This is a genomic window from Trichocoleus sp. DQ-A3, from assembly GCF_039961975.1.
Lineage (GTDB): Bacteria > Cyanobacteriota > Cyanobacteriia > Cyanobacteriales > FACHB-T130 > FACHB-T130.
In genome coordinates this window covers 48,311-63,697 of sequence record NZ_JAMPKC010000021.1, presented here as the reverse complement: position 1 = coordinate 63,697, position 15,387 = coordinate 48,311, and the positions used below count along the sequence as shown (strand labels likewise).

Below are 15,387 nucleotides of genomic sequence, written 5' to 3'. Positions count from 1 at the left end.
GCCGCAATATCCTCATTCGTCATCTCTCAGCACACGATTTGCAGCTTAGTTTCCGAGAACCCGCCGCATCTAACAACAGGCGCAGTTCCTTGAGTTGCTCCCTCGTCAAGTCACACGATCTCTGAGTCACCACTAGCAGCCCCGGGATTTCATTTAAGTTCTTTCGTAAAAAAGCACTAAAATTCCCAGCGACAAATGTCTCATAAACCACCGTTTGTAAGACACATTTCGGGAGTTGACACAACGCGCCTCAAACCCAGTGTTGCCGTGTCTCATAACTCGTCTTTTTATCTATGTCTCGTGAGATAATTAGTCAATGGGTTACGAGACATTTTGAATGATTATTGGATACTGCCGAGTTTCATCCAACGACCAAACATTGAATTTACAGAGGGACGCCTTAACAAAAGCTGGGTGCGAAAAGATTTTTAGCGATACTGTTTCCGGTGCTAAGGAATCTCGACCTGGATTGGATCAATGTCTCGACCAGCTTCGCAAGGGCGATACTCTGGTTGTGTGGCGGCTCGACCGGCTGGGGCGCTCTCTCAAACATTTGCTGACACTGGTTGAAGACTTTAGCACTAGAGGGATTGGCTTTGTCAGCCTGACCGAAGCAATCGACACCACAACCAGCGGGGGCAAGTTAGTGTTTAGCATCTTCGGCGCGATCGCTGAATTTGAACGCCAGATTATCAGAGAACGCACAAATGCCGGACTCGCCGCTGCCAAAGCTAGAGGCAGGAAGGGAGGCAGGAAAGAAAAACACTCTGACAAGAAAATTCTCACGGCGCTCAAGTTAGCTGATGACAGCCCCGAAACAATTGAAGAAATTTGTCACTCCCTCGGCATCTCGAAAGCCACATATTATAGGCGTCGAATGAATCTCAAGTGAAGGTAGATTAGATTAGATTAGACAAACTCGCATTGCTACAGCTCTAGCTAAGTCTCCACAGTAAACGCTTCCGGGTCAACGTCCCAGTTAACCCAGCAAATCGCCTCTCTAGCAGAAGTGAGGGTGGGTGGAACGCGCAGGACGTGAAGGTGTCCGGTGCTGGGACAGGTCATTTTCAGCACATGGATGGGTTCGACATCAATATCTGCATCAATTCTGAGCAGGGTGTATTCGCGCCAGGTATCCATCGCTTGCGCCGCCAACTTCTGACAAATGCGTTCGTAGCCAATCTGCTGAATTAATACTCGCCGAACTTCCGCATTGGGTTCTGTCAGCAACCATTCAGCTTGCCACTGGCTCAGGTGCGTCCAATAGCGACGAGGAAGAAAAACACCAAAACAATAAACCGTCAGTTGGGGATTGGGATGGTTGGCTAACAGCGATAAATCTTGAATGAAATTGTCACTCAAATCGAGATTTGTCAGGGAATACAGTTTCCCAATTTCTGCTGGTAGGGATGTCAGCTGGTTGCCGTTTAGATAGAGTTCTGTCAAAGAATGCAGTTGGCCAATTCCTGCTGGCAGGGATGTCATCTGGTTGTAACTCAGATTGAGATGTGTCAAAGAATGCAATTGCCCAATCTCTGCTGGCAGGGATGTCAGCTGGTTGAAGCTCAGAGCGAGTTCTCTCAAGGAATGCAATTGCCCAATCTCTGCTGGCAGGGATATCAGCTGGTTGTAGTTCAGATAGAGTTCTGTCAAGGAATGCAATTGCCCAACTTCTGCTGGCAGGGACGCGAGCTGGTTGCAGTGGTGCACTAGGAGTTTTGTCAAGGAATGCAGTTGCCCAATCTCTGCTGGCAGGGACGCGAGCTGGCTGATGCTTACAGAGAGAGATGTCAAAGAATGCAGTTGCCCAATCTCTGCTGGCAGGGACGCGAGCTGGCTGTCACTGAGATAGATGTCACTGAGATAGAGTTCTGTTTCATCTGGGAAATTTAGAATTAGCTGTCGAACTTCTTCCATCTGCGATATAGTTTCATCCTTTGTCTAAGCGGCGTTGGGTAGGCTCAATTGGCTCGCCTACAACTGAAGCTGCGCCATTACTCCAGCATTTCGCGTCTCTATACACCTATCTGCGGCTCAATTCTAGCTAAGTCTTTACACGGGTAAAGGTAGACTCCTGGAAGTTAACTGACAAACAGAACCGCGACGAACTCTGCAAAACATTACCCTAGAAAGCTTTTACTTAAAAAAAACCTAGTCAGTATCAAGGGAAAGCTTGAAGTCCAAAAACTGTGAACAACAAACAATCCGGTTCGAGTAGTGCTGATATTTGCCACCCTTGTCAGCCTCCGAAACGCGATTACTATTACTGCGGTGCTTATCGGGGCTAAATAATCTCGTTCATTGTCCGGTCGGTTTTGCTTAATCAGCGGTTTGGTTTCTCATAGCAACTTCACCTAAAACAGTATTTGGTTGGGCGAATCCAGCAACAGTGAAACGCTCATGAATCCGTTAGCCGCTGAGAGTAACTCCACCGAAAAGAGTCCTTTTCGGTGGAGTCTAAACCCCTCATTCTGGCATACTTAATGCAGTAGTTGAGTAATGCAGCAACCTGACCGTTATCTCTTTCGCCCACGAGAAAGGGACAGTACAAGATCCCTGTCGCTCTGCATTTCGCACACTGACTAGCTATCAGAAACAGAAAAAATACAGGTAGTTGACAGCGACCCACAGCGCTCCCTCTCCCGCTGGTTCGCCTCTATGGAAAGTTCAATCCCTGCCGCTGCCTTAATAAGTCCTGACGATCTACTTGAACAAATTCCAGTCTTGGCTGAATCCGTTGATTTCCTGGTAGTTAATGGAGCAGGCAATTTAGCTGAATCTATAACGCACGCTGATCTCAGCGCTCATAAATTCTAACCAACTGTGCCTGCTTAATTACGCGCTCAGCATTGTATCAACGACTTTTTCGGCGTTCAAGCCTAAATCTAGTTTGAAGTAAAATCTGTAAAACATTTCAGTTTACTACAACCATGTCGCCCAATAATCTTAAAAAACCTACGCCTGAGCAAGAAGCACTGATTCCTGTTTATCGGGAAAAGTGGAGGCAAATTGCCGTTTCTACTCAACGCCTCGCTCGGCAAAAAGCTCGTAAGGCTATTAAAGCTGCTTATGCTCTCATTGGTGAAGCCGAACCGGAAATTATTTTTTATGATAGCCCGAAGGCTGCTTTAAATACAATCATTCAGTCTCAACTCATTAAAAAGTTTGATGGTTTACTCGTCGCTCAATTAAGAGATTTCCCCAGGATTCACTGGTTTGATAAAATCTGTTATTACTTGTATAAGCTACAAATCAGTCCTGTAAGAAAACAACTTAGAAATAAAATTATAAATGAATTTTCTAGCCCCTTGTATGAGCGCTTTTTGGCAGAGATAAAAGTCCCCCTCGAAAGCCAAATCACCGGATAATTCTTTAAGGAAGAGCTACTAGATGCACCCCTAAGAGAATACGATTTAGACAGGTTAATGATAATTAGAGATAGGGATGGATTGTGGGAGCGAATCGAAGATGGAATAATCGCTCAACTAAGATGGCATTTAGAGGGCAAACTAGAGTGGGAAATCCTAAATCAGTTATCTGAGGAATTAGGACAAAAGACTGTGTTAGAGAAGAAATTGAAACAAAAGTTGGATTGGCATATAGGCTCTGCCTATATAGAACAACAAGAAAACTATCGAAAAAACGATATAAAAAAACAATATTTAAAACCAAGCGGGGGAGCATTACATCTCAGGTCATGGGCAGTTACCGGGAGCTGGATGGACTATGCTATTTCAGTCTTAAATGTAATTTATAACTCTGAACGATGGGAAGTTTATCAATCGCTAGTCAGCCATTGTGGGTGGATTTTTCCCTATGAAGGAATTTGCTTGGTATGTGAGCGCCCCACTAAGCTTTCATTTGATAGCGATTATCGCCTCCATGCGGAAAGGGAACCTGCTATTGAGTTTGCTGACGGGTATCGCCTGTACTATCAGCACGGCGTAAACCAATGAACTCAATTTTTAGCCAAACTACACTTTGTTGAGAGTTGATAATAATGTCGAGAGGAAACCAATTTGTTGTGTTTTGTTCTTTTAAAAGAAAAACTCATGCACTTAGATGAATCTTTATTTGAGCCGAGTTGTATGGCAACTTGATCGGCTGGGACGATCTCTCAAACAGTTACTAACGCTGCTTGAAGATTTCAATACCTCTGGCATCAGACTTGTCAGTCTAATCGAAGTAATCGATACAACCACGAGTGACGGCAAATTAGTGTGCGTGCATCTTCGGCGCGAACGACTGGTCGTCGCGCTTGCGCTTCGCTCTCATTTGAAAGACAGATCATCCGAGAAAGAACGAACGCTGGATTAGCCGCTGCTAGAGCTAGAGGCAGAGAGGTAGCCAGAAAGAGCAGCATAACTCTAAGAAAAATTCCACTGATTAAGCTTGTAGATCCTTCGTCCGATACTATTGCTGACATCTGCAAACAGTTAAGAATTAGCTGCTCAACTGACGATCGCCGTCGTGCCGAGTTGAGTAAGCGAGACCCCCAGGTCTGGCATACTTAATGCAGTAGTTGAGTAATGCAGTAACATGACCGTCATCTCTTTCGTCAATGAGAAAGGGGGCAGCACGAAATCCACGTCTGCTCTACATTTCGCCTACTGGCTAGCTACCAAAAAAAAGAAAAAAATACAGGTGGTTGACGGCGACCCACAGCGCTCCCTCTCCAGATGGTTTGCCTCTATGGAAAGTCCAATCCCTGTCACTGCTCTAATAAGTTCTGACGATCTACTTGAACAAATTCCAGTCTTGGCTGAATCCGTTGATTTCCTGGTAGTTGATGGAGCAGGCAGTTTAGCTGAATCGACCAGAGCAATTCTCTTTCGCACTGACTTGGCTGTAATCCCCTGCCAACCCAGTAAGTTAGACCTGGATGCCGCAGCCGACACTGTGAGATTGATTAAACAAGCTCAGTCAGTTCGTGGCGGATTACCAAAGGCAGCAGTATTTCTCAGTCGCGCTCAGAAAAATACTCGATTAAAAACTGAGGCGGTCTCTCTGCTTGAAAAGATCCCTGATTTAATATCCCTAAAAACAATCATCCACCAACGGCAATCAACCGCCGATGCCTTTGGTCAATCAGCGACTGTGTGGGACTTACCTGGTCCCGGAGCGCTCGCAGCAACCGGAGAATTTGAGCAACTATTCAAAGAAATTCTGAGGCTGGTGCCATGACCAAAAAACGCAAGCCTCTAAACGATGACGATAACCTCGCTAAGCAATTTATTTACGGAGAACCAATCACTCCCCCACTTAAACAAAATGATCCTCAAGAAGTTGAACCTCCACCCAAGGAAGCTACAATCAGACTCACGGTAGACCTAGCCGAATCCATGCACAGAAAGCTATCAATTCTGGCAGCGCGAACTGGGAAGAAGAAAGCCGAAATCGTCAGAATGCTTTTAAATGAAGCACTGCAAGATGTAGAAGATTAATTACTGCATTACTGCATTACTGCATTACTGTTTAAACTTGTCCTGATTGGGAAACAGAAATTCTTAGCCCCTAGTGATCGCCCTCAGTTCTGGCAGAAACTGAGTAACCCAACTACAAGACTATGTCGAAGATCCCAGAGTGCGATCACGCTTTAGCTCAATTCCGCAATCCTGAGAGCGATCGCTGTCTTGATCTCCAACTCCTTGCTGAATCGGAGGAATTATAGACATCAGAGGGAATGAGGTTTGTTAAGGGGGGAAATACAGCCTATCTGTCATTAGAGGCAAAGTAGTGCCTAAATTTCCACCTCATGTGCCTTGTGGCATTTTTCCCTTCAACTGATTAACACTACACCCGTAGGACAAAGCACTCATACCAAATTCCTATGAGCTTGCACTTAATAAAGCAGTATTGATATAATCCCAACCACAAATCGAGGCGATGACGCTCTCCGGGGTCGAGTCAAGAATCTCTGTCAACTTCTGCCGCAATTGTGCCAAATTAGTGCAAGTTTCCCAGCGCAAAAACTGCTTGAAATGCTCCCATAACCGTTCAATCGGATTGAGTTCAGGACTGTAAGGTGGTTGAAAAATAGGCAAGATGTTGTCGGGCCAGTTCAGAGTTACGGATTTGTGGAAACTGCCGTTGTCTAGTTGCAGCAGATTCAAGCTATCAGGAAATTGTTGAGAAAAGTGATTGAGAAACAACTGAAAGCAAGAGCTATCCAGGTGGGAGAACTCGTAGAAGAAACTATTTCCGGTAGCTGGTTCCACCGCTCCATAGAGATAGAAGTTTTCACGTCGCCAACCGACAATGCCGTGTGGCTTCACTCCAGACAAGGTAATCTGCCGACAAGGGAATAGTTTTAAGCCCCAAACGGGTTTCCAGAAGGGCACCAATAACGTAGTGGTTGTCCCGTTCCTAAATAGCGCACCAGCACTCTTATCAAGTCTTTGAGTTTTTTTTAAAGGCTTGTTGCACTTCGGGTAAAGCGTTCTTGCTGCGGGGACGGGGAACTTTCAGCTTAGAGTTGAGTTTGTAGCGTACTGTTTGATGCACGGTTCGATACGCCACCTCTACCCCACATTCTGTTGCCAACCACTGCTGAATCTGACCATAACTGTTGAACCCTTGAGGCTGTGCTAATCGCTGTTTAAGTTTGTCTATCGCCACTGGCGGTATCTTCGAGACTTTTCCTGGTGCTGTGTTCACTGTTAACAGGGCTTCTATCCCACCTTGCTGATAGCGCTTGAGCCAGCGATAAATCGTGGATTCGTCTCGTTCTAGCCGTTGGGCTAACTCGGTTCTTGTGTTGACTACTCGCGTTTTGAGCCAATAGAGCATTTGCAGCCGTTCTTTAGTGTGAGCCGTAACAGCTCGTTTGAGCCGATGTTGCAGTTCTGCTCTGGTCTCTTTAACTGCTACTTTGAATTGATTTGCCATAGCTACACCTCCTCGCTTACCTCTTTCAATTTAGTGCATCTTCATAGGAATTTGGTATCAGCCCTCTTTTGTTACTAGGGGGAGAGGATAATCAGGAAGGAAACCAGAAACAGTAAGTAATAGCGATGGTTACGCCACGTAGAGAAGCAGTAAATACAGTCGGCTTCATCGATAACTATTGTCAACACTATTATTCAATGTTTGAGGATGTCAGGCATTTTGAAGCATTCAAGTATTTACACCTAGGGATGCTATCAGAAATCCCCCAAAAATCCTTGCCAAAGATAGCGAAAACAGTAGGGCTAAAATCTAGTCAGTCATTACATCATTTTTTGAGAGATGCACGGTGGGATACAAAAAAATTAAGAGAAATGAGGTTGTGGTTAACAAAGATATTGATTGGGGAAAGAGAAATAATTTTATGTATAGACGAAACCGGGGATAAGAAAAAGGGAAAAGCCACAGAATATGTAACTCGTCAATATGTTGGGAATTTAGGGAAAACCGAAAATGGAATAGTGTCAGTAAACGCCTATGGGGTAGTAGAGGGAATTACTTATCCATTAATCTTTCAAATATTTAAACCAAAAAACCGCCTGAAACCAGGAGATAAATATAAAACCAAACCCCAAATAGCAATAGAGATGGTTCAAGAGTTAAAAGAATGGGGATTTAAAATCAAGTTAGTTTTAGCCGATAGCCTCTACGGAGAAAGTGGAGATGTAATTAGCTGCCTAGAGAAGTTACAAATGATGTTTATCGTCGCAATTCGCTCTAATCATGGAGTGTTGATGCCGCCGGGAAGCCGAAAACGTTATAACCGATGGAAAGCTTATCAGCAAAAGCTTTCGCACCGCCCAACCGAAACTCGTTACCTGAGAGAAATTATTTTTGGCAAACGACACCGCCGGAGATATTACCAAATTAGTAAGACAAATACTCCCGACCCGACTGGAGAGGAAAGTTGGTACATTATGACCAATTTATCAATTGATTTGTCAGCGAATGTAGCTCAGTTATATAGTTTACGAAATTGGATTGAGTATGGTTTTAAGCAAGTCAAGAATGAACTGGGCTGGGCGGATTTTCGTCTGACTGACTATAAAAGTATTGAACGATGGTGGGAAATCATTTTTAGCGCCTATCTTTTAGTCAGCATTCAGGCTGTCTCATTTCAAGTTTTACCCCAATCAAGCCCAACATCTACATCATTCGTGCCAGACCCAAGTGACTCCAAGATTTCTCAACCTAGTCAACATCCTGATTGGGAGTCTGGTACGACCTGGAAGAGTGCATTGAATAACCTGAGATTAATTATTCAACCTTATATCTTCTACTGTTTGATTCGACCTTGGCTACAAGTATTTAATATTCCTGGGATGAAACGTTGCTTTTTGAAATTAATTCACCTCATGAATGATTTTCGCGCTTCTCCTGTCAGTTTCTCTATTGCTAGTTGAATTTCTTCCTGATTATCCTCTCCCCCTAGTAACAAAAGAGGGATCAGTTAATGTTTTTGCTTTTTTTCACCTTTGTTATGAGATTGTCCGCAGTAGAGACAGAGGCAACGCTGGAGAGACATAATCGGTTCATTAGACCTGTCTTGAAAATGTCAGTAGGATATGAAATTAACTAATCGGCTGAGGGATAGGAGTGAGTTGGACTTGGTAGCCTAAGGCTGTAGCACGATGACAAAGACGCTGGAGCAAACGATCTTGTTGACGGGTATCAAGATAATTAACTCCTAAATCTCGATAAGGTTCATGCTTAGTAAGCATATGATAGAGAGCTATCAGAATCCGATGAGCCACAGCAACAATTGCCTTTTTATGTCCCCGTCGTGCGACTAAGTGGCGATAGACAGCATTCAGATAAGAGTTTTTACATCTGACTGCGGCATTGGCAGCTTGTACCAAAGCACTACGCAACCAAGTATTACTTTGTCCGGTGCTTCCTCCCAAACGTTGACCAGCACTCTCATAATTACCCGGACAAAGTTTTGCCCACTTAGCTAAGTGAGCCGCACTTTTAAAGCGACTCATGTCAGAACCAATTTCTGCCATCAGCAGTTCTGCTGTTGAACGAGCAACACCAGGAATAGAATCCAGTAACTCTACAGCTTTGCGCCAACACAGAGGTTTGAGACTAACTTCAGAGTTATCTGGCGAAACGACCTCAGATAAGCCCTTGTCGTCATCAAAATCATCCTCACAAGAACTTTGTGCATCAATCGATTGACCGATCTGGTGGTCAAAAACAGCGATTTGCTCCTCTAAAAATTCCAGATGTGTCAAATGAGAAGCTATCAAAAAGCGATGATGCTCTCGCACCTGCCCTTGTAAAGCTTTTTCCAACTCGATTTGCTTTGGTACTAAGCGGCCTTTCGCGTATGTAGCTAACACCTTTGCATCGTTTTGACCTTCGGCTAGAGCTTTGAGCATACTTCGTGCCGACACTCCAGTGATATCAGTAACAACACAGGCAAGTTTGATGTTCGCCCATTCCAATACTTTTTGCAGTCGATTAACGACACTTGCCCGTTCTCGCACCAAGGTAGTGCGTTGACGAGTTAAATCTCGTAGATCCCGTTGTGGCAAAGGCGGAATGAAACTCCCTCGCAGTAGACCATGTCTTGTCAGTTCAGCAATCCACTCAGCATCTTTGACATCTGTCTTCCGCCCAGGCACATTTTTGATATGTTGGGCGTTAACTACTATCACCCCGAAACTTGATTCCAAAATGTTATGAATGGGCTTCCAGTATTCTCCCGTGCTTTCCATCGCTATGTGAGTAATTTCTAAACTACTCAACCAGCTTGAAAGTGACAGCAACTCCTGAGTGGTTGTGCCAAAACTGCGTGTTTCCTTAGACAGTTTGCCGCTCTCAGTTGGCCACAAGCAACAAGCAACTACCAGCTTTTTATGAACGTCCAAACCAGCACAGTGAGAATAGGTAATTTCCATTTTTATATTCCTCACTCGACCTAGCAAACTGGGGGATACTCTGGTTAAAAAGATTCTGTCTTGCGTGCTTACCCGTTGAATGGGTTTCACAATTGGTTGTGCCATTGAGTATCCGGGTCTGTCTCTTGCTCAGGCTCAATGCACTATTGTCTAAGCCGACCTCAACTCCAGTTTCTACGGCAGAGGGTAACATATTTTCATTCTTGGTTGTGAGCGCAGCTCATGGAGGTCTCTTGCAGAATTAAGATGATGCGGCTAATTTGAGTTTGTAATTACACCACATTTATTAATTGCCTCATGACACATAGATTAAAAAATGGGTTATGAGACATGTTAGGACTGGCCTTGAGGCGGGTTGTGTCAACTCCAGAAAATTGTCTCCCAAACGGTCTGATTTGAGACATCCTTGCTGTCGCGCCTCCAAGTTGCAGAAAATGGAGAGTGGATAATCAGTGGGAGGCATGGGGGAACCCAGTCCATAACCCCTGGGGTCGGGGACATTGTTTCGTTGGTTGCCGACTCTGGCATGACACGATTCTCCCAACTTTCTGTGGTAACTCAAATCAATACCAACACAATAGCTCTGTTATTACCGCTGTTCCTCTAAAGCTAATCTTTCACATTTTCTGTTCTCTGAGCTGTATTCATAAGCTGTTTTCACGTTTCAGATGGGCATTGAAGCATCAAGAACGCGCATCTGCAACAACAAATACGCGCTCTTTGATTTTTATGCTCTCGGTAGGTTTGGGTTCAAGACTATCACTGAGAGTTACTTGGTATCAATTCGGTCATTGCTTCTATTTTGGTTTCTGAGTGTTGAAGCACTTCACCGTTATCACTGCTGTTAGCATTAGTGAGTTCTTCTTCTAGCACTTGAATTGCGCCGCTGATGCGGAGGAGGATATCTCGTAGGTTGGCTTGTTTGGCTTCTAATTCTGCTAGCATTTTTTGACCCGCCTCAAATTCAGATTTGAGAGATTGGAGACGTTGTTCAAGTTGTTCTTTCATACTGAATAGTGCTAAGTTATGTTCCTTAGTGCTCACTCAAAAAAGCATGAATGAGTGCCTTTTCTCTTCAGAGCTTACGCTAAAGTCAGTTTTTGTACCTGCTCTTTCAAATTAGCTATCTCCTCTTTCAATTGGGTGAACAGTTCTTGTTGTTCCTGAATAGCAGCAATTGCCAGCACGCTAAAGTCGTTATATTTCATTGCCTTAATGCCAGACTTTTCAGTCACAAAATCCGGAAAAACTTTCTCTACTTCCTGAGCAATAAAGCCAAATAACTTGATTGAATTCTTCCCTGTATTAATCCAATGGTAAGATTTCGGCTGTAATTGCATTACTCGCTCCAATACATGGGAAAACGGCTCAATATCTTGTTTAAGTCGTTTATCACTGGGTTGTCTCCAACCGCCTTCCGGTTCAAGCCAACCTCTTACCCAACCCGTGTCTCTGGTTTTTCCGCTGAAGTCAAACATTAAATCTGGATCGCCCGCATCATGCCATTCTGGATAGATATGCCAATATTGAGACTTATTACTGTTGTAAAAACGCAATCCATTGCCTCCGGATATATGTATCCATCCATTTACATCCAGCGCTGCGCCCGGATTGGTTGTTCCAATGCCAACGTTACCAGTGATATCCATCCCGCCATTGACTTGGAGATAATCCCATAATCTGACGTATCGACCTTTGGAAGTGCCAGCTCTTCCTAAAATCATCAGAGCCTCGAAGTCCCTGGCATTCTCAATGGCAGCATAACCTGCTGTATTTCCTATCGCAGAGTGGTTGTGATCGGTTTTCGTAAAGTAAATATCTGAATTTCCAGCGCGAATATCACCCCTGACATCTAACATCCCTTGAGGCTGATTTGTTCCGATGCCGACGTTGTTGCCTAAAGAATTGATAGCAATGGGCTTACTGCCGTGTGACTGAATCCAGCTGTAATCTGCGTGATAGCCGAGTCTGAGATTGGATGCATCAGTAGAGCCTAAAATTAAGGTGTTACCATTAGCATCTTGAGACGCATTAATAACATGTAGCTTTGCGCCCGGATTGGTTGTCCCAATGCCGACGTTTCCACCAGCCGTTGCCATGTAGGCACTCTGAGTTACCTTGAGTTGACCTTGAGGTAGCTGTGTCCACTCACCAATCGTCAACCCACCATTACCGATAGCTACAGGTTTATGTAATGCGATCGCTGGATAAGTCTGATCTGGATTAATCCGTAACCAATCTTGTTGGTTGGTTTCAATAATTCCCCAGCCATTAGCGCTTTTGAGCCTAGCTCCCGTGATTTTAACATCACCTGCCACTTCTAATCTATCACTAGGAGTGTTTGTCCCAATGCCGATGTTACCAGTTCCTTTTTGAAGCACCAAGCGATAATCTTGAAAATCGCCGAACCAAAAATCATTATTATTGCCATCCCCCTGACCGACCCCCAAATCCCATTGCAAATTTCCTCCTCTGGCAAATTGAACTACAGTCCGAGTTCCTGGACTGTCAAGACGCAAATTTGGCTCACTAGAGGATATGTGTAGCTTGGCTTCCGGAGCAGTTGTGCCAATGCCAACGTTACCATCAACAGTCAATGGACCATTGATAGACAAGGCATTATCTACTTGTAGTGTCCTGGATGAGTGCCCCGATCGCACTATCCCTGTAATTTTTACCTCATCGTTGTCAGCATCACCTAATGAAACGTTACCAGCGATATGCTCAGTATCGCGAGCAATCACATTTCCCTGAACCTCTAAATTGCCAGAAACTTTCAGGTTACCGCCAATATCGACGTTGCTGCTGACAGTAAGGGCATTTTGAATCGTCAATAGCCCATTCATGGTCGCGCCAGCACTGAGTTGTAAGCTATTGCCTTGCAGTACTCCACTGGCTTGAACATTGCCTGTTACGTCCAAGGTATTGGCTTGCACAGCTAATTGGGCAAAGTTCCCACCGCCTTCTTTTTGCAGTAACACTTGGTCGGTAGCTTCAGATACCGTAATCTGGAGACCTCCACTGGAGGCAGGCTTAATCTTAGCCGCACTCACTTGGTGAATTTTGTTTTCCGCCTTGTCACCACGTTGGAAGTTTAGTTGCTCAATCGTTTTGCCTACCAAGCGGCGACCATCAGGTTTTAATCCTTTCAACTTTCCTTTGCTGTCAATGACGGCTTGCCCCAGTATCACGGAGGTACCATCGTCAACATAAGCACTATCCCCAGATACTGGCTGCAACTGAATCCAGGGCACTTGTTCTAGGACGCGATCGCAAGGACGACCAACCTCCCGTTGTTCCCATTCAAAGAAGGTAATAGTGACGTAATAGGCGGTGTCTTCTGCTCGTTGGTAGCTGCTGGTATTCAACTTAACTGGGACAGGTACTTTTGTAGGTGGATTAATATCCAACGTTCCGCTACCGTTGCTTGCTAACCAGATCAACTGTCCCTGCCTATCGAGCGCCACTCCAGAATTGACTGTAATCTCTGTACTGCCAATGGTGCCAGTAATTTCCCCCCCCTGGGCTATACCCCAATCCTGCAAAGAAGCTAGCGCTAGACGCGAATGAGGCAAATGATAGTCATCAAAATCTCGGTTGAGATTACTGCCCGTGATTTTGCATTCTTGGCTGGGCGGGTAAGCGTAGCGATTTCTTTTCAAAGGTTCGTTAGCCATAGTTGTCTCCCTGAATTGACTAATCTAGTTAAATGTTGGCTTGAAATTAACTTCCATTCAAAGCAGCTAATCAACGACTGATTTCATTGACCAAAAAGTCTGAGCCGGTTTTTGGTCGTTAATGACCTTCTCAATTTCAAAACGGATTTTGTTACGCTCATTTTCATTTGTAGAGCGTTGTGCAGAGAAGAGAACCACTACTCCAAATTCATTGGATCTAGCTCTCCAGTCTCTGTTTTTATTAGCTTCTCCTTGGTCGGCAATAACCAATTCTCCTTTTTGGTCAATTGCCATTTTGGTTGGATTAACTAGCTTTTTATTATTCGTGATTTTGGTGATTGAAGGTGGACTGTGAGATAAATCTATACGGTAGATATCTGCTGGTTCAGCCATTGTTCGTTCGCTCCCAGAACTCCCCCGCACTCCCGTGTCACACACGAGCAAAGATTGAGAGTTTTCAAAGACCAAACTCGTGGGATAAATTAATGGATTATTCTCTTTTTTTACCTCCTGTGTAAGGTAAATTGGTGACCAGTCTTGATGATTCAGCCTTATAATATCTGCTGGTTCTTGACTGTTAGGGTCTCTTGCGTTAGCTACAATCAAGTCTCCTGAAGAATCAATTACTAAAGCTGTGACCTCTGTGAGTTCTACGCTATTCTTCAATTTCAATACTTGTTCTTCTCGTTTTGGAGGGCTTCCTTCGTTGAAAAATACAAGTTTTGGTATTTTGTTAGTATCGGACGGATTACCGCGATCTAAAATAATCAATCTTTTTTGATTAGCAGACGTATCCAACACCATATCTACAGAGTCGAATACTTTTAGATCCTCGATTAATCGAGTTGGTTCAGTGGAACCAGAAGTGAAACGATAAATAGTCGGTTTATCTCCCTTCGTTGAGTCTCCTTGAACTAATACATAGTATTGATTCTGATTATCAATGACTACTGCTATAGGATTTCTCAGCTTATTGTCGGAATAGATATGCTGGGGCAATCCACCTGTGTATTGAATTTCTCCGGTACTGGATAGTTTCCATAGAGCTGGAAGCCAGGTTTTGCCTTGTTCTTGGCCCCCGGCGTCGGCAACAATATAGTTGTTCTCGCGGTCTACTGCGATCGCAGTCGGATGTAGCAACACACCTCTGTCTCCTACCGCGTGACTATAAGCAATTGCATGAAGTTCAGTCATCCTATCCGATGTTAACTGTGCCCGGAATACAGCCTCACCATCATCGATTGCAATCCGAGGATTAGCTTTGTTTGCTACATAAATATCGAGATAAGTCAGTAAACCTTGCTTCAATCCCCGCTGCTGGTAAATGGATATTATCTGCGAGATAATTTTTCGTCGTTGATACTCAGTCCAGTCATCCTGTAAAGATAGTGCTAACCAAGATGCTAACCAAGGGAGAAACTTTGTAGGTGTACGCCAGGGATTGAATACTTCCGGTAAGTGGTCAATAGTTTTTTCCAAGGAGGTGGTATCAGTAATACTGATAATTCCTTCTGAATAGGTGTCTCTCAGGTTGGCAGCTAAAAATATTTCTGCTTCGCGAACGCTTTTAACTTCTACCTGTTCGATAACTGGCACTCGTTCGGTTTTCCCTTCAGCTTCAATATTCTTGATAGCGCTGATGGTGATAAGATCGCCTGGAGAAAAATTGCTAGCGTCTGCGGCACTCTTAAGCCGGATGCGATCTTGAGCAGCAGTAACTAGAGGTGCTTTTATAGTAATTCCGGTTAGGAGTTGTTCAAAAATGCAGAGCATCCGACCCAAAAACTGGGATGGATCGCTTTCTGAAGACCAAAGGATAGAAGGAAGATACTTAGTATAACTGCTGATTTTTGCCATAT

The 15,387-nt window shown here is 44.3% G+C and carries 14 protein-coding genes; 7 read left to right on the top strand and 7 right to left on the bottom strand.

Annotation, left to right across the window (positions count from 1 at the left end; all coding sequences use genetic code 11):
- The first annotated feature begins 337 nt into the window (after window positions 1-337).
- Window positions 338-892, top strand: a complete 555-nt coding sequence (locus NDI44_RS22600; protein WP_190416387.1) for a recombinase family protein — start codon at window positions 338-340, stop codon at window positions 890-892.
- 47 nt (window positions 893-939) lie between these two features.
- Here NDI44_RS22600 and NDI44_RS22595 read toward each other — a convergent pair whose 3' ends face one another.
- The gene (locus NDI44_RS22595; RefSeq protein ID WP_190416386.1) at window positions 940-1,917 is read right to left on the bottom strand and encodes a leucine-rich repeat domain-containing protein; all 978 of its coding nucleotides are present in this window, start codon (window positions 1,915-1,917) and stop codon (window positions 940-942) included.
- A 1,013-nt stretch (window positions 1,918-2,930) separates the two neighbouring features.
- On the opposite strand from NDI44_RS22595, the gene NDI44_RS22590 reads away from it, so the two are divergent.
- From NDI44_RS22590 to NDI44_RS22570, 5 genes are all read left to right on the top strand, one after another.
- Window positions 2,931-3,368, top strand: coding sequence for a hypothetical protein (locus NDI44_RS22590; RefSeq protein ID WP_190416385.1), 438 nt, complete (start codon window positions 2,931-2,933; stop codon window positions 3,366-3,368).
- A gap of 81 nt (window positions 3,369-3,449) precedes the next feature.
- Window positions 3,450-3,956 (top strand): DUF6745 domain-containing protein, encoded by a 507-nt coding sequence (locus tag NDI44_RS22585; protein WP_339380903.1) that lies wholly within the window; start codon window positions 3,450-3,452, stop codon window positions 3,954-3,956.
- Window positions 3,957-4,062: 106 nt separating this feature from the next.
- On the top strand, window positions 4,063-4,317 hold the full coding sequence (locus tag NDI44_RS22580; RefSeq protein WP_199305089.1) for a recombinase family protein: 255 nt from the start codon (window positions 4,063-4,065) through the stop codon (window positions 4,315-4,317).
- A gap of 222 nt (window positions 4,318-4,539) precedes the next feature.
- Window positions 4,540-5,184 (top strand): AAA family ATPase, encoded by a 645-nt coding sequence (locus NDI44_RS22575; protein WP_190416383.1) that lies wholly within the window; start codon window positions 4,540-4,542, stop codon window positions 5,182-5,184.
- Window positions 5,181-5,444 carry a CopG family transcriptional regulator gene (locus NDI44_RS22570; protein ID WP_190416382.1) on the top strand — a complete coding sequence of 88 codons (264 nt, stop codon included), beginning with the start codon at window positions 5,181-5,183 and terminating at the stop codon, window positions 5,442-5,444. The genes NDI44_RS22575 and NDI44_RS22570 overlap by 4 nt, the downstream gene beginning before the upstream one ends.
- 384 nt (window positions 5,445-5,828) lie before the next feature.
- Here the strand turns inward: NDI44_RS22570 and NDI44_RS22565 are convergent, their stop codons facing one another.
- On the bottom strand, window positions 5,829-6,341 hold the full coding sequence (locus NDI44_RS22565) for an IS630 family transposase (protein WP_190416381.1): 513 nt from the start codon (window positions 6,339-6,341) through the stop codon (window positions 5,829-5,831).
- Between the two features lie 49 nt (window positions 6,342-6,390).
- Window positions 6,391-6,888, bottom strand: coding sequence for a helix-turn-helix domain-containing protein (locus NDI44_RS22560; RefSeq protein WP_190416380.1), 498 nt, complete (start codon window positions 6,886-6,888; stop codon window positions 6,391-6,393).
- A 125-nt stretch (window positions 6,889-7,013) separates the two neighbouring features.
- On the opposite strand from NDI44_RS22560, the gene NDI44_RS22555 reads away from it, so the two are divergent.
- Window positions 7,014-8,348 carry an IS701 family transposase gene (locus tag NDI44_RS22555; RefSeq protein WP_190416379.1) on the top strand — a complete coding sequence of 445 codons (1,335 nt, stop codon included), beginning with the start codon at window positions 7,014-7,016 and terminating at the stop codon, window positions 8,346-8,348.
- 168 nt (window positions 8,349-8,516) lie between these two features.
- Here NDI44_RS22555 and NDI44_RS22550 read toward each other — a convergent pair whose 3' ends face one another.
- The 4 genes from NDI44_RS22550 to NDI44_RS22535 all read right to left on the bottom strand — a co-directional run bounded on the left by NDI44_RS22550 (window position 8,517) and on the right by NDI44_RS22535 (window position 15,385).
- Complete coding sequence (locus NDI44_RS22550) at window positions 8,517-9,851, bottom strand: IS110 family transposase (protein ID WP_190416378.1); 1,335 nt, start codon at window positions 9,849-9,851, stop codon at window positions 8,517-8,519.
- Window positions 9,852-10,610: 759 nt separating this feature from the next.
- Entirely contained in the window at window positions 10,611-10,859 is a 249-nt protein-coding gene (locus NDI44_RS22545; protein WP_190416377.1) for a hypothetical protein, read from the bottom strand.
- A 74-nt stretch (window positions 10,860-10,933) separates the two neighbouring features.
- Complete coding sequence (locus NDI44_RS22540) at window positions 10,934-13,528, bottom strand: tail fiber domain-containing protein (protein WP_190416376.1); 2,595 nt, start codon at window positions 13,526-13,528, stop codon at window positions 10,934-10,936.
- Between the two features lie 66 nt (window positions 13,529-13,594).
- Window positions 13,595-15,385, bottom strand: coding sequence for a phage tail protein (locus NDI44_RS22535; protein ID WP_190416375.1), 1,791 nt, complete (start codon window positions 15,383-15,385; stop codon window positions 13,595-13,597).
- Window positions 15,386-15,387 lie beyond the last annotated feature (2 nt).